The sequence below is a fragment of the Haloarcula sp. H-GB5 genome (genome assembly GCF_054850705.1).
Genome location: NZ_JBTWBG010000002.1, coordinates 882,069 through 901,095, shown reverse-complemented (window position 1 = coordinate 901,095; position 19,027 = coordinate 882,069). Strand labels below are relative to the sequence as shown.

Annotated in this window: 19 protein-coding genes; 13 read left to right on the top strand and 6 right to left on the bottom strand. The window is 63.4% G+C overall.

Translation table 11 applies throughout. The features are described from left to right. Positions 1-19 precede the first annotated feature (19 nt). The 3 genes from ACYJ11_RS12650 to ACYJ11_RS12640 all read right to left on the bottom strand — a co-directional run bounded on the left by ACYJ11_RS12650 (position 20) and on the right by ACYJ11_RS12640 (position 4,725). Positions 20-2,467, bottom strand: a complete 2,448-nt coding sequence (locus ACYJ11_RS12650; RefSeq protein WP_461648026.1) for a type II secretion system F family protein — start codon at positions 2,465-2,467, stop codon at positions 20-22. Position 2,468: 1 nt separating this feature from the next. Continuing rightward, positions 2,469-4,091, bottom strand: a complete 1,623-nt coding sequence (locus tag ACYJ11_RS12645) for a type II/IV secretion system ATPase subunit (protein ID WP_188976504.1) — start codon at positions 4,089-4,091, stop codon at positions 2,469-2,471. A gap of 133 nt (positions 4,092-4,224) precedes the next feature. Further along, positions 4,225-4,725 (bottom strand): TIGR04206 family protein, encoded by a 501-nt coding sequence (locus ACYJ11_RS12640; protein ID WP_461648025.1) that lies wholly within the window; start codon positions 4,723-4,725, stop codon positions 4,225-4,227. Between the two features lie 102 nt (positions 4,726-4,827). On the opposite strand from ACYJ11_RS12640, the gene ACYJ11_RS12635 reads away from it, so the two are divergent. Then, positions 4,828-5,253, top strand: a complete 426-nt coding sequence (locus tag ACYJ11_RS12635) for a DUF5793 family protein (RefSeq protein WP_170097959.1) — start codon at positions 4,828-4,830, stop codon at positions 5,251-5,253. An 8-nt stretch (positions 5,254-5,261) separates the two neighbouring features. Here the strand turns inward: ACYJ11_RS12635 and ACYJ11_RS12630 are convergent, their stop codons facing one another. Next, on the bottom strand, positions 5,262-6,044 hold the full coding sequence (locus ACYJ11_RS12630; protein WP_461648024.1) for an NAD-dependent protein deacylase: 783 nt from the start codon (positions 6,042-6,044) through the stop codon (positions 5,262-5,264). A 221-nt stretch (positions 6,045-6,265) separates the two neighbouring features. On the opposite strand from ACYJ11_RS12630, the gene sucC reads away from it, so the two are divergent. From sucC to ACYJ11_RS12605, 5 genes are all read left to right on the top strand, one after another. Continuing rightward, entirely contained in the window at positions 6,266-7,414 is a 1,149-nt protein-coding gene (gene sucC / locus ACYJ11_RS12625) for an ADP-forming succinate--CoA ligase subunit beta (RefSeq protein ID WP_005535016.1), read from the top strand. After that, positions 7,411-8,283 carry a succinate--CoA ligase subunit alpha gene (sucD, locus tag ACYJ11_RS12620; RefSeq protein ID WP_170097961.1) on the top strand — a complete coding sequence of 291 codons (873 nt, stop codon included), beginning with the start codon at positions 7,411-7,413 and terminating at the stop codon, positions 8,281-8,283. Before sucC ends, sucD begins: the two co-directional genes overlap by 4 nt. A gap of 43 nt (positions 8,284-8,326) precedes the next feature. After that, positions 8,327-9,319 (top strand): sensor histidine kinase, encoded by a 993-nt coding sequence (locus ACYJ11_RS12615; RefSeq protein ID WP_461648023.1) that lies wholly within the window; start codon positions 8,327-8,329, stop codon positions 9,317-9,319. Positions 9,320-9,566: 247 nt separating this feature from the next. Then, positions 9,567-9,803 (top strand): transcriptional regulator, encoded by a 237-nt coding sequence (locus ACYJ11_RS12610; RefSeq protein ID WP_188976495.1) that lies wholly within the window; start codon positions 9,567-9,569, stop codon positions 9,801-9,803. Positions 9,804-10,068: 265 nt separating this feature from the next. Next, a complete protein-coding gene (locus ACYJ11_RS12605) occupies positions 10,069-11,139 on the top strand; it encodes a sensor histidine kinase (protein ID WP_461648022.1) in 1,071 nt (356 codons plus the stop codon). Between the two features lie 20 nt (positions 11,140-11,159). On the opposite strand, the gene ACYJ11_RS12600 is transcribed toward ACYJ11_RS12605, so the two are convergent. Continuing rightward, a complete protein-coding gene (locus ACYJ11_RS12600; RefSeq protein ID WP_461648021.1) occupies positions 11,160-11,591 on the bottom strand; it encodes an SRPBCC family protein in 432 nt (143 codons plus the stop codon). 60 nt (positions 11,592-11,651) lie between these two features. Between ACYJ11_RS12600 and ACYJ11_RS12595 the strand changes: the two genes are divergently transcribed. The 5 genes from ACYJ11_RS12595 (at position 11,652) to ACYJ11_RS12575 (ending at position 16,959) form a co-directional block, all read left to right on the top strand. Continuing rightward, on the top strand, positions 11,652-12,554 hold the full coding sequence (locus ACYJ11_RS12595) for an ABC transporter ATP-binding protein (protein WP_461648020.1): 903 nt from the start codon (positions 11,652-11,654) through the stop codon (positions 12,552-12,554). Then, positions 12,555-14,429: a PrsW family intramembrane metalloprotease gene (locus tag ACYJ11_RS12590; RefSeq protein WP_461648019.1), complete on the top strand. Its 1,875-nt coding sequence runs from the start codon at positions 12,555-12,557 to the stop codon at positions 14,427-14,429. Then, complete coding sequence (locus tag ACYJ11_RS12585; protein WP_461648018.1) at positions 14,422-15,510, top strand: ABC transporter permease; 1,089 nt, start codon at positions 14,422-14,424, stop codon at positions 15,508-15,510. Before ACYJ11_RS12590 ends, ACYJ11_RS12585 begins: the two co-directional genes overlap by 8 nt. A 43-nt stretch (positions 15,511-15,553) precedes the next feature. Further along, the gene (locus tag ACYJ11_RS12580; RefSeq protein WP_461648017.1) at positions 15,554-16,531 is read left to right on the top strand and encodes an aldo/keto reductase; all 978 of its coding nucleotides are present in this window, start codon (positions 15,554-15,556) and stop codon (positions 16,529-16,531) included. Positions 16,532-16,665: 134 nt separating this feature from the next. After that, complete coding sequence (locus ACYJ11_RS12575) at positions 16,666-16,959, top strand: hypothetical protein (protein WP_461648016.1); 294 nt, start codon at positions 16,666-16,668, stop codon at positions 16,957-16,959. A 7-nt stretch (positions 16,960-16,966) separates the two neighbouring features. Here ACYJ11_RS12575 and ACYJ11_RS12570 read toward each other — a convergent pair whose 3' ends face one another. Then, entirely contained in the window at positions 16,967-17,467 is a 501-nt protein-coding gene (locus ACYJ11_RS12570) for a macro domain-containing protein (protein WP_461648015.1), read from the bottom strand. A gap of 120 nt (positions 17,468-17,587) precedes the next feature. Between ACYJ11_RS12570 and ACYJ11_RS12565 the strand changes: the two genes are divergently transcribed. Together ACYJ11_RS12565 and ACYJ11_RS12560 are read left to right on the top strand one after the other, a co-directional pair. Further along, positions 17,588-18,292 (top strand): YqjF family protein, encoded by a 705-nt coding sequence (locus tag ACYJ11_RS12565; protein ID WP_461648014.1) that lies wholly within the window; start codon positions 17,588-17,590, stop codon positions 18,290-18,292. Between the two features lie 21 nt (positions 18,293-18,313). Further along, on the top strand, positions 18,314-18,988 hold the full coding sequence (locus tag ACYJ11_RS12560) for a DUF2071 domain-containing protein (RefSeq protein ID WP_461648013.1): 675 nt from the start codon (positions 18,314-18,316) through the stop codon (positions 18,986-18,988). Positions 18,989-19,027 lie beyond the last annotated feature (39 nt).

The following is a 19,027-nucleotide window of genomic DNA, read 5'->3' as shown; positions in this document are numbered from 1 at the left end:
CGGCACCGTAAATCCAGCGTCACTCGACCGTGTACTCGACGGTGACGTTCTCGCCGGCCGTCGACGACGCATACGGCCGGTCCGGCGACCCTGAATTGCTGCCGAAGGGGTAGTCGAGTTGCTGGTTCCCGTTGGTGTCCTGATGGGCGACGAGCACGATCGACTGGCCGGTCGACGGCGGCCGGTCAAGCGTTATCTGTACATCGCTGTGGGACCCCGACGGAAGGTACTCGGAGGTCCCGAGCACTCTACCGTCTTCCTCGAACTCCCTGACAACGATGAACCCACCCTCTGACAGCGATGCCGATTCGACCGTTATCTGGTCGCCGGAGACAGCGGGGCTGGTGACCGTCATCGATGCGACCGGTGAGGAGAGGAGAATGAACGCGACGTAGGCGACGCCCAGCAAAATCGCGGCGTGTTTCGCGCCGTCCTTGAGCGTCCCCTCGCCGAGTTGACCGCCGATGAAGCCGGTCAGGACCGCCTGAATGAGGGCGGTGTGGAAGAACACGAGCGTGTACGCGGCTTTGTCGACGCGACCGAAGCGAGCGAACTGGTCGACGTTGACGCCGAGGCGGTTCGACTCCCCGGCCGGCGTCGGTACGCTGGAGGGGAGGCTCGGGACGAGCACCTCTTGGACGGCAACGATGATGACGAGAAACACCAGAAAGGCGACGTAGATGACGACGAGGTAGGTGAGCATCTGCTGGCGTCGTCGCCGCTTCAGCCGGAGGTCGGCCCGCGACTGGGTCGCCGCGATGCGGAACACCGGGCCGAGCTGGCCGGAGGCGTGCATCGCGTGGGTCAGCAGCGTGACGATCCGCGTTATCGCCGTGGTCTGGACCCGGCGGCCGAACCGGACCAAGGCGTCGTCGACGTTCGCGCCCATCCTGATGTCAGCCCAGATGCGGTGCATCTCCTGCGTGAGGACGCCGATGTCACTGCCCCGGACACGTCGGAGGCTTTCCACGACAGTCATCCCGGCTTCGTTCAGGCTCGCCAGCCGTTCGAGCAGATCCGGTGTCGCGTTCTCGATACGCGAGAGCCGCTGGGTGTAGATGAACCGCACCAGCGCGAACGGCCCAAGAATCAGCAGGAGCGACTGGATGACGAGGTCGTCGAGGATGCGGATGTTAACAGACGACGTCTGGAACGCCACGGGGGAACGGACGAGCAACAGCACCACCGCGACGGGTATGGCAAGGTAGAGAACGTACACCGGGTTCCAGACGAGCGACTGGATCGGGGAGCTAAGCAGCTCCCGGAGCGACTTGATGCGGTCGTAGAACCGGAGGCGGAGCCAGTTCGCCTCGTCGGCTGGGACGACACCGCCGTCAGTCAGGCCGAGCCGGCCGGTCCCCAGACTGGGTTTCCCGAGTGTCGCCGTTTCGTACCGGTCCAAAATGTCCGTCGTCCCGCCGCTCCCGATTCCCAGCGACTGAAGCTTGCTATCGAGATACACCATGAACCCGACGTTGGCCAGCGGGATGACGAGATACGCCATCATCTGTAATAGCCAGAGCGTGTCCGTCGTCGTTAGGCCGAAGACGAGCAGAATCGTCATCAGGAAGAGCACGGCGGCGACGAACACGGTGACGTACGCCTCGGCGACCGTGGCCAGCCGTTCCAGCAGGTCCTCCTGACGCTCGGCGGCTTCCTCCTGATGGCGCTCGTACTGCTCGCGGAGGAACGGGGCCAGCGACTGGCCGCTCTGGAGGACGCTGGAGAGGTTCTCGGTGAAGGTCTTGAACTGTTCGCTGGGGGTCCGCCGGGAGACGTGTTCGAGCGCCGAGATCATGTCCCGGCCGAACAGGTCCATCTCTCTGACGGCGACGCCGACCTCTCTGGCCGTGTCGCCATAGATCTCTTGATTCCGGGCCAGCACACGCATCACGTCGGGGAAGGACATGCCGCCACGAGAGAGCGCGTACATGAACGCGATGGTACGAGCCATTCCCTCGTCGATATTCCGGCTCCGCACGTCCGCCTGATTTTTCAGCCGTTCCCAGCGGTAGAGGTACGTGAGGCCGGCCGTCGCCGCGCCCGAAAGCACACCGCCGCCGATGAGGATGTACAGCGTCTGTGTCGGCGACAACACGAGCTCGAACGTTCGCAGGCCGAAGGCGTTCACCATCGTCGAGGGGAGCCCCTGTGCGAGGTTCACCAGCGCCGGCAGAATCAACAGCAGGCCGCCGATAGCGTACGCCCCGGTGATAGCTCCGCCAACGGCTCCCACACAGGCGTACACCAGCGTTCTGGCAGCGTAGCCGCGGTACGTCTCGTCGACGTAGGCGGCTTCGAGCTGGCGTTCCCGCTCGGACGACTGGCCCACGTACCGGCCGAAGAGCCGTCGGGACAGCCGCGTGACGTTGCGGTCGAAGCGCTCGTTGACAGTGCTATAGCCGACTAACCCGAGAATCCCGACGACAACGGCGAGCGGTGCCAGACCGAGCGGGTTCAGCGCCATGTCAGGCTATCGCGTCGTCGTCGATGTTTGCCATGACCTGCTCTTTGTCCGCGTAGTACTTGTTGACCATCGCCGTGAACTTCCGGTAGTCAGTGATGCCCTCGGACTGGAGATAGCGGAGGAACCGCTGGCGGTTGCGGAGTTCGGTCAGCAGCTCCGACTGCGTCCAGCCGCGCTCCTCGCGGATTTCGTCCAGTAGCTCGCTGTTGTTCTCAGAGAAGCGGTCCTCGGTGGCCCGCCAGTTGTACGTCGTCGAGTAGTCCAGTTCGCCGGTCCGCTGGTCGATCCCCTCGATCTCGGCGAGCGTCTTCGCACGACGGACGCGCTCGTCGCCCGAGCGGGCCAGCACCTGGACACAGAGGATGTCGAGGCTCTGGACCATCGGCCGTGGGACGTTGATCGGCTCGTTCTCCAGCCGATTGATGACCGTCTGGACCGAGTCCGCGTGCATCGTCGAGAACGTCGTGTGCCCAGTGTTCATTGCCTGAAACAGCGTGATAGCTTCCTCGCCACGAACTTCGCCGACGATGATGTACTCGGGGCGGTGCCGGAGCGCGGACCGCAGCAAATCGTACATCGTGATGTCCGAGTCACCCAGCCGCTCGCGGGTGACCGAGGAGAGCCAGTTGTCGTGGTACAGCGACAGTTCACGGGTGTCCTCGATGGAGAGTACTTTCGATCGGGGCGGGAGAAACATCGCCAGCGCGTTCATCGACGTGGTCTTGCCGGCCGCCGTCCCGCCCGCAAAGATGAGCGACTTGTTGGACTCGATGGCAAGCCAGAGGTAGGCCAGCATCTCGACGGAGAACGTGCCGTACTCCAGCAGTTCGATGGGTGTGAACGGCTCGTCGGCGTACTTCCGGATGGTGAACGCGGAGCCACGAGGGGTCACTTCTTCGCCGAGCGCCAGCTCGATACGGGAGCCATCCGGGAGCGTCGTGGAGACAACAGGGTCCGAAACGGAGACGTGTCGCCCCGAGCGCTGGGCCAGTTGGATGACGAAGTCGTTCAGTTCGTCGGCGTCGTAGGCGATGTTCGTCTCGATGTCCGTGTAGCCGTCGTGGTAGACGAAGATGGGAAGGTTCGCTCCGTCACAGGAGATGTCCTCGATGTCAGGATCGTGCATCAGGGGGTCGATGTGACCGTAGCCCTGAAACGAGCGATGCAGGTAGTAAAACAGGCGGTAGAACGTCTCGGGCTCGATGACGACGCCGTACTCCTCCAGCCTGGCTTCGAGTTCCTCGGCGAGGACGCGCTCCGGGTCGGTGTCGACGTCGTCGCGGTAGATGAGCGGGATGCGGATGTCCTCGAACAGGCGGTCGAGCAGTTCCCGCTCGATGTCGCTCAGCGACGGCTCGACGACGTGGTACAGGTGCTCGTCGCGGTCGGGATCGTGATTGATAGAGGCGAAGGCGAAGGGAGCGTTCAGCCAGTAGCGGTCGACCTCGTTGTAGCCGTCCAGACCGTCGAATTCGACCAGTGTCCCGTGGCGACTGGGGTCGTAGTTCGCCGTCGGAACTGCTGACCCGCTCAACACCGTCGCGGTCCGCGAGAGCCACGACTGGATGTGGCCGAGCGGGTCCGAAACGAAGTCACCGGGTTCGGGAGATTCTGGGTTCGACATCGGTGGTGCAGTGGGGAGCAGACGGTGCTCCGCGGAATATACCTCTGCTATCGTATCCACCTACTTAAATTCGCTCGCCAAATTATCAGGAGTATAATCGCCAGCGGTCGGACGAACAGAACCGGACTGGCTGTTACGCCCGGTCGACGGTCAGCAGCAGATAGGCGAACACGAGGGCGACGAGCGCCCCGATGGGGACGGTGATGCCGGGAAACGACGTGATGAACAGCCCACTGGCCGCGAGCGTGAGGACGCCCACGAGTCCGAGCAGCCCGCCGAACAGCCGGACAGGGTCGACGGGCAGGCTCGCTTCGACGCGGTCCTCAGCGGCGTAGTAATAGAGGCTGAGGCCGAGCGGCAACAGGAAAACGGCCAGGGCCGTGACCCCGAGTGTCCCGGCGAGCGCAAGCGGCTCCGACTCTTGGAACGCGGCGACCTGCCACGCCCAGAGAAACGGCCGCTCTCCGGGGAGCGTCGTCCCGAAGATGAACTGGAACCGGAACGGGAGAAAGCGAAGCCCGACGACAGTGACCCCCTCAATCTCGAACAGCGACACCGACCACGGGGCCAGCCCCACGAGCCACGTCGCAAGCACCGCGAACTCGCCCGCGTACTCTGATTTCACCCAGGCCATACTACTGTCAGAGGGTAGGCCGGTCCGGTAAAAGCTACCGATACCAACAGTCGGTGCGCCGTTACGTTCATTTGGCCGGGCCACGTACCTGTAAACACCGGAATGAGGCGTGATTACTTCACCGTCGACATCCAGGCTTCGGCCACCGACAACGACGACCCCACGATCGAGATTGTATACGACGGGCCGACAGGAGAGCTCCGCAAGCGCCTCACCAAAGTAGACGGCGGCACACTCGATGGCGACGAGATCGACGTGACCTTCCGCCGCCAGCCAGAGAGCGACGGCGTGCTCTCGTTGACGAACCGACTCACCGGTGAGTACGTCTTCGAAGCGACAGCACCGACAGCTGACATCGACGCACTCGTTTCCACGGCGGACGCTCAAGAAGACCCACAGTTTACAGTCCGTCTCACCGATGGCGAGGGCGAGTCACGGACCTACGAGCTACGGACGCTGCTCGTCTACGACCACGACGGGAGCCTCCTGCGCGGGCAGAGCCTGATTCCCGGCGGCGTCGAGCTGTAGCCAGTCCGCTACAGCCGCTCAACAATCGCCGGGAGCACCTGCGTGACATCGGCGCGAAGCACGTGCGCCGCACTCGCGTCACGCGGCGTCTCCTCGTAGTTTACTACGAGCAGCGTACTGTCTCCCTCAGCCGCTATCTTCGGCAGGAGCGACGCCGGCTGGACCGACAGCGACGACCCAACCGCCAGAAACACGTCACTATCCCGTGCGAGACGCTGGGCCTCGTTCATCGCTACGTCGGGCATAGGTTCGCCGAACAGCACGACGTCCGGGCGGTAGACGCCGCCACAGTCACAGCGCGGCGGCAAGTCGCTGCTTTCGGCGGCCTGTTCGAATACCGCTTCCGCGTCCCGGCGGTGACCGCAGTCGTCACAGACCACGCGCCGATGGGTTCCGTGCAGTTCGACGACCCGGTCCGTCCCGGCGGCGTCGTGCAGCCCGTCGATGTTCTGCGTGAGCACGGCGTCGAGGTGGCCGTCCGCTTCAAGCGCCGCCAGCGCCTCGTGGGCGGCGTTAGGTTCGGGGTCTAAATCGCCGTAGATAGCCTCTCGCAACGAGAGTCGGTCCTCCCAGAAGCCCGCCGGGTCGGCGTCGAGCCGACGGCGGTGGAAGTCGGCCGGGTCGTGGCGCTCCCAGATACCGTCGTCGCCGCGGAAGGAGGGGATGCCCGATGCCGTCGAGACACCCGCGCCGGTGAGCGCGACGCCGGTTTCAGCGGTACGAAGCGCTTCGGCCACAGCACCGAGCGTCTCGTCGGCGACACCCTCAGCTCCGTGTCTGTCGTCAGCCATACGCTCGCTTCGGGGTACGACGCTGTGGGTCTATCGGATTGTACCCGATTGCGAGGGCGACTGTGGACGTGCCCTCGTGTCCCGAGTCTCCGTACTGCATCATGGCACCGCGTGGGCATAGCTCGCTCTCGACACCCACAGTAAACTGGGACCATCTTCGCTTGGTCGCAGGAAGAGAAACGGACGGATTTAAATCGCCACCGCTCGCCTTTCTGCATGACATGCGCTTGCACGAATACCAGGCGAAGCAAGTCTTCGCTGACGCGGGCATCCCGACGCCCGCCTCGCAGCTGGCCGAGACAGTAGATGAGGCCGTCGACGCGGCCGAGGAGATCGGATATCCGGTCGCCATCAAGGCACAGGTCCACGTAGGCGGCCGCGGCAAGGCCGGCGGAATCAAGCTCGTCGAGTCCAAGGAGGAGGCTCGCGAGGCCGCCGAGGACATCATCGGGATGGACCTCAAGGGCTACCACGTCTCGAAAGTGCTCGTCGAGGAAGCCGTCGACTTCGTCAACGAGCTGTACGTCGGCGTGACGATGGACCGCGGCGAGGGCCGCCCCGTCGCGATGGTCTCGACGAAAGGTGGCGTCAACATCGAGGAGGTCGCCGAGGAGGACCCCGACGCCATCGCCCGCGAGCACATCGACCCGGCCTTCGGAATGCACCCGTTCCAGGCCCGGAAGGTCGTCTACGAGGCCGGCGTCGACCGCGAGGTCGCAAACGACGTAGCGAGCGTCCTCACGACGCTGTACCAGCTCTGGGACGACCGCGACGGCGCTGACACGGAGATCAACCCGCTGATGATTACCAGCGACGACGAGGTCATCGCGGCCGACGCCGTCATGAACATCGACGGCGACGCCCTGTTCCGCCAGCCCGAAATCGCCGAGATGGGCGAAGAGGCAGCGGAAGGCGACGAGCTCGAACAGAAGGCCGACGAGTACGGCTTCGACTACGTCCGACTCGATGGCAACGTCGGCATCATCGGGAACGGTGCGGGCCTCGTGATGACGACGCTGGACCTCGTCGACTACTACGGCGGCGAACCCGCTAACTTCCTCGATGTCGGTGGCGGCGCGAAGGCCGACCGGATCGCAAACGCGCTCGATATGGTGTTCTCCGACGACAACGTCGATTCGGTCGTGTTCAACATCTTCGGCGGCATCACCCGCGGCGACGAGGTCGCCAACGGCATCAATCAGGCGCTGGAGCAGTTCGACGAGATCCCGAAGCCAGTCACCGTCCGACTCGCAGGGACCAACGCCGAGGAGGGAATGGAGATCCTGAACGAGGATCTGGTGACGGTCGAGCATACGCTGGAGGACGCCGTCCAGCGTGCGGTTGAGTACGCAAAGGAGGTGGAAGCATGAGTGTTCTAGTCGACGAAGACACACGCGTCGTTGTACAGGGAATTACCGGCGGTGAAGGGAAGTTCCATACCGAACAGATGCTCGAGTACGGCACGAACGTCGTCGCCGGCGCAGTGCCCGGCCGCGGCGGCCAGGAAGTCGCCGGTGTGCCGGTGTTCGACACGGTGCAGGGCGCGGCCCGCGAGGCCGACGCGAACGCCGCCGTCGTGTTCGTGCCGCCGGCCTTCGCCGGTGATGCCTGCTTCGAGGCGCTCGATGCGAAGGGTATCGACCTCGTGGTCGCCATCACTGAGGGCATCCCGACGCAGGATATGGCTCGAGTCTACCGCAAACTGCAGGAGACCGATACGCACCTTGTCGGTCCGAACTGCCCCGGCGTCATCACGCCCGGCGTCGCCAAGCTCGGCATCCTCCCGGGGAACATCTTCTCCGAGGGGAACGTCGGCCTCGTCTCCCGCTCGGGGACGCTGACCTACCAGGTCGTCGACAACCTCACCAACCGCGGTATCGGCCAGTCGACGGCCATCGGTATCGGCGGCGACCCGATCATCGGGACGGACTTCATCGGCGCGCTCGAACAGTTCGAGGCCGACCCCGACACCCACGCCGTCGTGATGTGCGGCGAAATCGGCGGCGAGGACGAGGAGGAGGCCGCGCGCTTCATCGGCGAGCACATGGACACGCCGGTCGCCGGCTTCATCGCCGGTCGGACCGCACCGCCCGGAAAGCGCATGGGCCACGCCGGCGCTATCGTCTCCGGCTCCGGTACCGGGACCGCGCAGTCGAAGATTACCGCCTTGGAGGACAACGGCGTCCCGGTCGGTGACACGCCGGAGGAAGTCGCCGACCACGTCGAAGACCTGCTGTAGGGCACCGTCGGTTTCTTATCACCTGTTTTCGTAATATCAGGGGATGACGCCTGCTCGTGGGACTGTCTATCTCGTGGCCGGTAGCGGAGTGACTGAGCTTGCTGAGGCACTTTCCGAAGCACTGACCACGGACGGGGTAACAGCCGAGGCAATCCCAGATACGAGCGACGTACAGGACCGGCTGAGTGACGGGGATATCAGGGGTGTCGTCATCAGTGACGACGGTGACTGCGACGGGGTTGCGGTATTCGAGGCACTACGGGCAGCGGACACCGATATTCCGATTGTACTCGTCGGGACCGACCCTGATCCGGATCGAGTCACCGAGGCGCTCCGGGCCGGCGTCACTGATTATGTGACCGCAGAAACGTCGGCGTCCTTGGTGGCCGCGAAGCTCGAAGCGTACGCGACCCGGTGGCCGACTGACTGGTGGGTCGGTGCTAGCCAGTGGGACGATATTTCGAGCGGCGTCTCCCACGACGCGAAGAACCCGCTCAACGTCGTCATGGGTCGGTTAGAGCTACTCGACATCGGTGAGCCCCATGAAGATGCATTGTTTCGGTCCGTCAACCGGGTCGAGTCGCTACTTACCGACCTGTCTCGCATCGGAAGCATCGGACGCCCCGTTTCGGAGACCGAGTCGCTCTCGCTGGCGGATGTCGCCACTGAGGTCTGGGCCACCGCGAGCTACGAAAACGCGGCGCTTGAGGTGGTGACAGACGCAGTTGTCGACGCCGAAGACGACCGACTGCAGTTGCTCCTTCGCGAGCTGTTCGACAACGCCGTCGCTCACATCGAGGGACCGGTGACTGTCACTGTCGGTGCCACCGAGTCGGGGTTCTACGTGGCCGACGACGGCCCGGGGATTCCCGAATCGGACCGCGACAGCGTGTTCGAACAGGGGTTCGGGACAACACGGGAAGGGGAGGGGTATGGGCTGTTCCTCGTCGACACCGCAGCGCGGGCACACGGGTGGACGGTGTCGGTTGGGGACAGCGAATCCGGCGGCACGCGGATCGACGTGACGACAGCCTAGCGCTTTTATAGCGTAAAATAGAGCTGGGCCATTTTGACACGGCTTCTGGAGTGTTCGGTCCCGAACTGGCTGCTGGAGAAATGTGTACATCGGTAGTCAGTATTGTCAACCATTACTGTCCAAGATATGAGGTGTATGAAGTATCGAAAATCGACGGACGGCGGCCGACCCGAAACATCCGTCAACGGAAAGAAGCGGCCGTGAACGTTCCGGTATCGCTATAAGGGATGAATCTGTATTTTCGAATATGCCTCATATTTGTCGGAACTGCAAGCGGACCTTCGGCACAGAACTCGAACTCGAACTCCATCGCGACACATGTTCGGACGGGCAGCTCTACTGTGACGAATGTGGTGACCGATTTACAGAGCGAGCGGCGACGGAGGACGGCTGGCACTATCGATGTCCGAATGACGACTGTGACGGCTCCGGGATCGACGACGATATCCACAAAGTATCGGACGCACGCGTGACCAAACAGTAGCTAACGGGAAGAACAGACCGAGCTAGCAGTGCGGTGGACGACAGTGCCGGGAAACACGACGCACGCCTGTTCCGTTGGCCAGCAAATGTAAATGCACATCTAACAAATCGGTGCGGAAGTGACAGATATAGATCGTCACTCAGATCGCCTGCCAGCCATTATTCAGGGAGTCGGGTGGCTGTTCCTCCTTGGAGGCGTCGCCAACTACTTTTATTTCTCTGACTTGGGACTAGCAGCTGTTTTTACTGCTGATTTCGCTGTCAGTATGCTGGCAGTCGTGCCGTTTACAGCGGCGATCATCGTCGGCGGGTTCTGGCTCAGTGACTCGAGGATCGATCCGGACCACTACCAGCGTATCGGGGTCTGGTTCGCTGGCGGACTCGTCTCTTTTCTACTGTTGAATGTGGTGATGATTTTCACCTGGCCGACGGGGTCGCTGAGTGAAGACATCGGCTGGGCGCTGTTCGCGGCTATCGTCGGCGGTTTTGGTGGTCTCATGATGGGAATCTTCGAGGCGCGTGCGATATCCAGGGCCGTCGAGGCCGAGCGACAGCGACTCCGCCGGGCGGCCATCGAGCAGCGCAACGAACGCCTCGACGAGTTCGCGGCCGTCGTGGCACACGACCTCCGGAATCCGCTCAACGTCGCATCCGGCCAGCTCGAACTCGAACTAATGGACCGCGACTCGGAACACTTGGAGACGGCTGCGAAAGCAATGGATCGGATGGAAACGCTCGTCGACCGGACGCTGACGCTGGCTCGAAGCGGCCACGTCATCAGCGAGACGGAAGCTGTCGATCTCGCAGAGTTGGTCGATAGCTGCTGGGAGGCCGTGCCGACGGCGAATGCGACGCTACAAAACGAGATGACAGCCATCATCGACGCCGACCCGGATCGGCTCCGCCACCTGTTTGAGAACCTATTTCGGAACGCCGTGGAGCATGGCTCCACGGGCAGTCGGACGCAGTCCGGCGACAGTGCAGAACACGGTTCAACAAGCAGCCGACCGGCGGCTGATGACGATCTTGAACACGGCAGTGCTGACCTGACGATTCGTGTCGGCGAGATGGCTGGGGGGTTTTACGTCGCGGACGATGGCTCCGGGATCCCGCCTGAGATGCGTGATGCGGTGCTCGACGACGGCTACACCACAACTGACGGCGAAGGCGGGCTGGGTCTAGCAATCGTCCAGCGCATCGTCGAAGCCCACAACTGGAACATCGACGTGATGGAAAGCGACGGGGGCGGGACACGCTTCGAGATTACGGACATCACGAGGATGGACGGCCCCGAAGAAGACACCGACACGCGCTCGAAGACGCCAATACAGTCCTGACAGGTCGGTGCGATCGCTGACTACGCGTCGCGCTGCTGTGCCAGCGCGGCGATTCGCCGGCACGCTCGGGCACACACCGGAGCGTAGCCAGTCGCCAGCGGCGGGATTTCGAACCCGACGACGGAGCCGTCGGCTCGTTCTTCGACGAAATGACCTGTCGCGGGGAGCCGTGCGACGTTCCACGTCCAGCGGTACGGTGCACACGCAGTCACCTCGAACGGGAGCCACACCGCGCCGGCAACGCGAACGCGGCCGGTCGTCCCGTCATCGATGTACTGATCCGTCGTCTCGACGGCTGTGACCGACGGCCCCCAGTCCGACCAGCAGCCGGTGTCGGTCAGGATATCCCACACGGTGTCGACCGACGCGTCGGCGTTGTGCCGGACGAGAAGGCGTCGTCCGTCCGGTGTTTTCTCAAGCGAAACACTGTTCATGCCGAGTTCGAGAGCCATTATCAGAAGCAATAGGCCGGAGCCAAGGTATAGGTTAGTTCACCCACAACCAATCGGCAGATGATTGACGCCCGGGACATTCGAAAGGAGTACGGCGGTTTCGTCGCTGTGCAGGGCAGTTCGTTTTCGGTCGACCGTGGTGAGGTGTTCGGTATCATCGGGCCGAACGGGGCCGGCAAGACGACGACGCTGAAGATGCTCGCGGGCCTCCTGGAGCCGACGAGTGGCTCCGCCGAGATAGCGGGATTCGACACCGAAACCGCGGAGATGCGCCAGCAACTGGGCTTTCTGCCCGAGGAATCGCCACTGTACGAGGAGATGACGCCGATCTCCTATCTGAAATTCTTCGCCGACCTCTACGACGTAGACCCGGACGTGGCCGAGGAGCGGATGCACGACACGCTGGACGAACTGGAACTCGAACACCGCGACCGGAAGCTCGGCGACATGTCCAAGGGGATGAAACGGAAGGTCGCCATCGCTCGCTCGCTTATCAACGACCCTGACGTGCTCATCTACGACGAACCGGCGTCGGGGCTGGACCCGCTGACGACGAACTACGTCATCGAGTTCACCGAACAATTGGCGAAAGAGGGGAAAACCATCGTCTTCTCGGCGCATAACCTCTTTCACGTCGAATCTATCTGTGACCGGGTCGTCATAATGAACGAAGGGGAGATCGTCGCCCGCGGCGATCTCGAAGAACTTCAGGCCGAGTACGGCCACACGCGGTATCACGTCTACACGACCGTCGACGTGCCCGACGCAGTGCAGGAGAACGGGTCGTACAAGCGGGTCGTCGAGAGCATGGACGCCGTCGAGGAGACGCGTGAGCGGGCCGAGGCCAATGGTGGTGACGTGGTCGACATCCGAACAGAGGAATCCAGCCTTGAGGAGGTGTTCCTCAACGTCGCTGAGGCCGGCACGCGCGGCACGCGGTACGTCGAGGAGGACACTGAGTAGATGCAACTGGATACGCTCCTGCGCGTCGCGAAGTGGGAGGTGACGAAAAACGCCGGCGGCGTCGACAAGCGGACCATCGTTGTGATGGCGCTGTCCCTCGTTGCGATGGGTGCGGTCGCCGCGATAGCTGTCAGTGGCGGTGCCGGTGCGGGGATGGACGACGGCATCTACCGGATCGGCGTCGACGAGAGCAGCCCGTACTACGGCGTCGCGGCCGATGATTCGACCTTTGATATCCGTGAGCCGGACCCAGCAGCCATCGAACGACGCCAACAGGAACTCCTGTATCGTGGGACCCAGCTCCAGAGCGTTCCGCGAACAGCCAAGGAGCGAGCCGCGCTCACCGAACTCCGCGACAGCACGGCGCAGTATAACGACCGAACACTCGCTCGGGACGACAACCAGACCGCCGCGTTCCCCGTTTCTGTGACGCTTGTCTACGAGCAACAGTCGGGGAGCAGCCAGCTTGACCCCCGGAGTGACGACAGCAGCGATGGGTCGAGTTCCTCAGACGGCAGCGAGACGAGTACCCGCGGCAGCGGTGGCGGTTCAGATACGAGCGACACTGGCGGCTCAGTCACAAGCGGCGGCGGTGACGGCGGAACCGCTGGCGGTAGCGGCGCGAACCTCGGCGCTATCGGCGCGCGCTTGACTGGTGACGTACAGGGTGGCACCCCGTCGGACATCTCGCCGCCGTTCCCCTTCGAGTCGCTCGTGCTCGCCTTCCTCTACATCGTGCCGATGAACTTCGTCATCCAGGCCTACGGCTCGTCGATGCTCTCGGAACGGTTGAACCGTCGCGGCGAACTCCTGCTGGTGACGCCGGCCTCGCGGGGCGATATCATCGGCGGCAAGACGCTCCCGTACCTTGCGGGCGCTGTCGGCGTGGCGGCGCTCATCACCGCGGCGCTACGGTTCGGAAATATCGCACCGGCGGGGAGTTATGTCGCGGTGCTGGCGGTGGTCCCGCTCGTCGTCCTCTTCCTCTCGGCGACGTTCTGCGGGGCGATGTTCGCCCGCTCGTTCAAGGAACTCACCTTCGTGACGGTGACGATAACGGTGACGCTGACCTCCTACGCGTTCGTCCCGGCTATCTTTACAGACGTGACTCCCATCGCGCTCATCTCGCCGCTGACGCTGGTCGTGTTGGACCTGACTGGCCAGTCCGTGGGGCTCTCGTCATTCGTTTTCTCGACGGTCCCGCCGCTGCTGACTGGACTGGTGCTGTTCGGTCTGGGAGCCGGTCTCTACCGGGAAGAGGACATGTTCACCCAGCGACCGATTCCGCTGAAAGTGCTCGATGCGCTGGCCGGTGGTATCAACTCCCGCCGGAGCGCGCTGAAGATGAGTATCGTCCTGTTACCGCTGGTCATCGTCGCCGAACTGGCGGCAATTGCGTTCCTGTTCGTCCTTGACTCGGTATCGCTGAACGTCTTCGGGACGAACCAGTCGCTCGGTATCGTGCTCGTGCTCGGTGTCATCGTCGTCATCGAGGAACTGGCAAAGAGCCTGCACGTCTACGCTGGCTACGAGCACGCCCGCTACGAGCGAACGCTCCGGTCGGCGCTCGGCGTCGGTGCGCTCTCCGGGCTCGGCTTCTTCATCGGGGAGAAAGGCCTGCTTATCGCCAGACTCTCTGATCTGGAAAGTCTCCCTATCGGGGAAGCGGCTCTACAGGGCGCAACGTTGCCCGCCGGCCTCCCGCTGTGGGTTGCGGGGCTGCTGTTCATGCTGCCGCTGGCGTTGCACACGGTGACGGCAGCCATCTCCTCGGTCGGCGCGAGTCGTGGGCGACGGGCCTACGTCGCTGCGCTGACCGTAGCTATCGTGATTCACTTCGCCTACAACTTCACGGTGGTGAGTACCCTTGTCTGATGATCGCCCCCTCTGGCGCGACCCGCGAGTCGTCGTCGCCCGGCGAGACGTGCGGTCGCTGTCCCGCGAGAAGACCATCGTGCTGGCGCTGCTCATCCAGTTGTTCGTCGCGGGGTTCTCCTCGTTCCTCGTTGTCGGCCTCACCTCGTTGTACGACCCCAGCTCGGTTGCAGCCGGCGAGGTAGAGATGGCCGTTACCGGCGACGCCCGCGAGGAACTGGAAGCCGCGGCCGCTGAACAGGACGGGACGAGTGTGACGGCCTTCGAGAGCGAGGCTGCCGCACAGCGGGCGTTCGACCAGCGCCGGGTCGATGCGATACTGCGCGGCGAGTACGTGCCGTCGACACGCGGGCCAGGGGAGCAGATAGCGGTCACCGCTGTCGTGCCGGAAGGAAGCATCCGGTCGACGCTCATCGTCGTCGAGGTGCGGCGGGTTCTCAATGCGCTGGAGCGGCAGGAGCGACTGGAGCGGACGCCGTACCTCGACCAGCCGCCCGTGCCGCTCCCGGACACCGTCAGCGCGAGCCAGTACTTCGGGTTCACCTACACCATTCTGATTCCGCTGTTGCTGTTCCTCCCGCCGTTCATCAGCGGCTCGGTGGCCGTCGACACTGTCACCGAGGAACTCGAACGCGGCACGATGGAACTACTCCGCGTAGCTCCGGTGTCACTGCTCGACATTATCGACGGGAAAGCCCTCGGAATGGTGTTGCTTGCCCCTGCACAGGCGCTCATGTGGCTCGCGCTGCTGTCGACGAACGGTATCGCGGTTTCGAACCCAGCAGCGATTCTGCTGTTCATCACCGCAGTCACCGTCGTCGTCGTGACGCTCGGGGTCGTGCTGGGCATCACGCTCCAGAACCGTCGCCCGGCGCAGTTGCTGTTCTCCGTACTCACACTCGTGCTCTTCGGCGGGGCCGTCATCCTTCCGGAACACCCGGCAACGACGGTGGCGAAGCTTGCGGTCGATAGTCCGACGCTACTGACCTACGGCCACGTCGGCGGGGCGGTCTTGCTGGCGGTCGCCGGCTACGCCGCCGCCAGACTGTACATCGGGCGGGTCGCAGCGGAGTCACTGTAACCGACGCCGAACCTTTTTCGCCGCCCCGAACGCGAACCCGAACATGGAGTACACCACACTCGGGTCGACTGGCATGGAAGTCAGCCGGCTCTGTCTGGGCTGTATGAGCTTCGGAACCTCGGAGTGGCGCGATTGGGTGCTTGACGAAGACGAGAGCCGCGAGGTCATCGAGCGGGCCATCGACCTCGGCATCAACTTCTTCGATACGGCCAACATGTACTCGATGGGCGAGTCCGAGCGCGTCCTCGGGACCGTCCTCGACGACTACGACCGCGACAGTCAGGTCGTGGCGACGAAGGGGTACTTTCAGATGGACGAGGACAACCCCAATTCTGGGGGACTCTCGCGGAAAGCCATCGAGCAGGAACTGTCGAACTCGCTTTCCCGGCTCGGGATGGACACCGTCGACCTGTACCAGATCCACCGCTGGGATTACGACACGCCCATCGAGCAGACGCTCCGGGCGCTGGACGACGCGGTCCGGCGGGGGCAGGCGCGCTACGTCGGCGCGTCCTCGATGTGGACCCACCAGTTCGCCGACGCCCTGCGGACGAGCGAGCGCGAGGGGCTGGAGCGGTTCGAGACGATGCAGAACCACTACAATCTGCTGTACCGCGAGGAAGAACGCGAGATGCTTCCGCTGTGTGACAAGGAGAACGTCGGCGTCATCCCGTGGAGCCCACTGGCCCGGGGCTATCTCACTCGTCCACACGAGCAGGTCGAGGAGACGGTCCGGGGCGAGACGGACGACTACGCCCGCGAACATCCCTACTACGAGGGCAACGGCCGCGAGGTCAACGAGCGCGTGCAGGAACTGGCCGACGAGTACGATGCCTCGATGGCCCAGATAGCGCTGGCCTGGGTACTCGACAAGGAGTGGGTCGACGCACCGATTATCGGGACGAGTAGCCTCGAACACCTCGAAGAAGCAGTCGCAGCGCTGGAAATCGACCTCTCGGCGAGTGACGTGGAGTGGCTGGAAGAGCCATACGAGCCAGTTCGGGTGTCTGGCCACGAGTAATACTGGCGGCTGTCCGCCGATTAGGAGTTTCGCCATCCCGATCGAGTATCTTGAAACGAATACAGACAGCGGTCTATTCCGCCGAAATTGTTAAGCCACAGTAAAATCAAGCTATATCTTGAGGAAAGGTAACAATGACCAACGCTCGGGGACCGGGCAGCGAGACACTCGAGGAGACTACTGGCAGTGACGCCTGTGTCTGCTCAATAAGGAACACAGTCGAGCATTACGTGACCGGAATACTGGGGCTCGTCGCGACGCTTGTCGTCGGTGTGCAGGCGTATCCGTGGTTTCAGTCCGTCGCTGGAACCACGGCTTACCTCGGATCGACGTGGCTGGTGTTCAGTTTCGCCACGGTATGGCTCGTCTGTTGGATCGCACTGGAACTCGCCTGGGAGTGGCGTGCCGGACGCATACACTTGCTGTAGCGGATAGTCAGTCGAGAATGTCGGCCGCGACCCGTTCCATTTCCGCGAAGTCGTCGTCGGAGTAGGCGATGAGTCGCACGTCTGTCAAGGATTCGGGCTGATATTCGTCGATGACCGTGCAGATAATTCTGATGCCCCCCTCGAAGTCGAACCCGGCGATTCCACAACCGATGGCCGGGAGAACTATCGACTCGCAGTTCAATGCGTCCGCTTCCGCCAGTGTGTTCTGGGTCGCGTCGCGGATGCTTTCAGCGGTCGACTGGCCGCCCGGCGGCATCGCAGCGGCATGGATGACGTACTCGGCGTCGAGGTCGTACGCGTCGGTCGTGGCGACACTGCCGAGGTCGACCGGTCCCTTCGCGATGGCCTCGTCGTCCAGTCCTGACCCGGCCGCACGCTTGAGTGCCCCTGCGACGCCGGAGCCCATCCGCAGGCTCGTGTTCGCCGCGTTGACCAGTGCGTCCGCTGACTGTGAAGCGATGTCGCCCTGGATTACCTCGAACTTCATACGCGATGCTGGGAGTGGGACGGTGAAAGTTTTAGTGCCGACACGGCCAGACAGCACTCATTGTTGTCTGTCATCGCGCCCCACGACAGGCAGAAACCCGTCTGGTCCTAACAGACAGGTATGGACCTGTTGACGATGACGTGGCGGGATGTGGGGTTCATGCACTGGCCGGTCGAGCCCGACAGTGTCCAATCGACGCTGCCGGACGGGCTCGATGTCGACACGTACGACGGGCAGGCGTGGCTCAGTGTGGTTCCGTTCCAGATGGCGGACATCAGACCGCGAGGCAGTCCGATCGGGCGGTCCTTCGGCGAGCTCAATCTCCGGACCTACGTGGTCGCTGACGGGACGCCGGGGGTGTACTTCTACAACCTCGACGCCGACGACCGTCTCAGCGTGACGCTGGCCCGGCGGCTGTTCCAGTTGTCCTACTACCAAGCGTCGATGCAGGTCCGGACCGACGGCGACAGCGTCGAATTCCGGAGTCGCCGGACCAGTTCGCGTGCGCCCCCGGCGGATTTCCACGCCACCTATGAGCCGACTGAGCCGCCGTCGACACCCGAACCGGGCTCGGTGGAGTCGTTCCTGGTGGAGCGGTACCGCTTCTACGCCGCGAGCGACGACGAGACGGTGTACTACGCCGACATCGACCACGAGCCGTGGCCGCTTCAGCGCGGGCAGGCAGATATTCGGACGAACGGCCTGTTCGCCGCGTCGGGGTTCGACAGGCCCGACGGGGACCCGCTCGTTCACTACTGCGCCGAGATGCCGGTGACTGCCGGACGGCTTCACCGGCTTGACGGGGTTGCCCAGTACACTGATTAGCGTGTCGGCCTCAGTGAGGATGTGGTCGCCCTCCGCCCGCTGCAGGTCACGCTCGACGACGTATGCTTCTGTCACTGGCCGGTCTCCGAGGCAGCGGTGCAGGCGACAGTCCCCGACTGGCTCACCGTCGAGACGGCCGACAACGACGCCTGGGTGTCAGCCGTCGCGGCGACCGTTGACCGTGTCGAAACGTTCGGTATCGAGGTCGCCGGACCGTCGGAGTTGCTCACAGTTCGAACCTATGTCCACGGCCCAGGCGGCCAGCGCGGGGTCTGTGTGCTTGGGCTGTTCGCTGACGACAGACGGACAGCGACAGCGGTCTCCGAACTGTTTCGTATCACAGTGGGAGATGCCGTCCCGCAGATGCTCTCAACGGCTGACCGTCGCCGGGTCCTCGACGCTGGGGAGCGACGACTGTTCGAATGTCGGTACACCGTTGACGGTGAGCCAGTGGCGATTCCACCGGACTCGCTGGCCTCCTTCCTCGTCGACCGACAGCGATACTTCACGACCGGTCGTTTCGGGACGCACCTCGTCGGCAGCGTCGGTCACGACCCGTGGCGACTCGACCGCGTTGACGCTACCGTGACCGGATCTGTCCTCTCACTGGTTGACATATCTGCTCGCGAGGCAGAGCCGTTAGTCCATCACAGTCCTGGGCTTCGAGTTTCGATTGCCCCACCGGTGCCGCCATAGCCGGGACCAGCGGGCAATCTGGCTCCCTTGAAATATAAG

Coding starts and splice junctions, on each gene's coding strand:
- ACYJ11_RS12650 (WP_461648026.1), bottom strand. CDS start 2,467: ATGGCGCTGAACCCGCTCGGTCTGGCACCGCTCGCCGTTGTCGTCGGG.
- ACYJ11_RS12645 (WP_188976504.1), bottom strand. CDS start 4,091: ATGTCGAACCCAGAATCTCCCGAACCCGGTGACTTCGTTTCGGACCCG.
- ACYJ11_RS12640 (WP_461648025.1), bottom strand. CDS start 4,725: ATGGCCTGGGTGAAATCAGAGTACGCGGGCGAGTTCGCGGTGCTTGCG.
- ACYJ11_RS12635 (WP_170097959.1), top strand. CDS start 4,828: ATGAGGCGTGATTACTTCACCGTCGACATCCAGGCTTCGGCCACCGAC.
- ACYJ11_RS12630 (WP_461648024.1), bottom strand. CDS start 6,044: ATGGCTGACGACAGACACGGAGCTGAGGGTGTCGCCGACGAGACGCTC.
- sucC (WP_005535016.1), top strand. CDS start 6,266: ATGCGCTTGCACGAATACCAGGCGAAGCAAGTCTTCGCTGACGCGGGC.
- sucD (WP_170097961.1), top strand. CDS start 7,411: ATGAGTGTTCTAGTCGACGAAGACACACGCGTCGTTGTACAGGGAATT.
- ACYJ11_RS12615 (WP_461648023.1), top strand. CDS start 8,327: ATGACGCCTGCTCGTGGGACTGTCTATCTCGTGGCCGGTAGCGGAGTG.
- ACYJ11_RS12610 (WP_188976495.1), top strand. CDS start 9,567: ATGCCTCATATTTGTCGGAACTGCAAGCGGACCTTCGGCACAGAACTC.
- ACYJ11_RS12605 (WP_461648022.1), top strand. CDS start 10,069: ATGCTGGCAGTCGTGCCGTTTACAGCGGCGATCATCGTCGGCGGGTTC.
- ACYJ11_RS12600 (WP_461648021.1), bottom strand. CDS start 11,591: ATGGCTCTCGAACTCGGCATGAACAGTGTTTCGCTTGAGAAAACACCG.
- ACYJ11_RS12595 (WP_461648020.1), top strand. CDS start 11,652: ATGATTGACGCCCGGGACATTCGAAAGGAGTACGGCGGTTTCGTCGCT.
- ACYJ11_RS12590 (WP_461648019.1), top strand. CDS start 12,555: ATGCAACTGGATACGCTCCTGCGCGTCGCGAAGTGGGAGGTGACGAAA.
- ACYJ11_RS12580 (WP_461648017.1), top strand. CDS start 15,554: ATGGAGTACACCACACTCGGGTCGACTGGCATGGAAGTCAGCCGGCTC.
- ACYJ11_RS12575 (WP_461648016.1), top strand. CDS start 16,666: ATGACCAACGCTCGGGGACCGGGCAGCGAGACACTCGAGGAGACTACT.
- ACYJ11_RS12570 (WP_461648015.1), bottom strand. CDS start 17,467: ATGAAGTTCGAGGTAATCCAGGGCGACATCGCTTCACAGTCAGCGGAC.
- ACYJ11_RS12565 (WP_461648014.1), top strand. CDS start 17,588: ATGGACCTGTTGACGATGACGTGGCGGGATGTGGGGTTCATGCACTGG.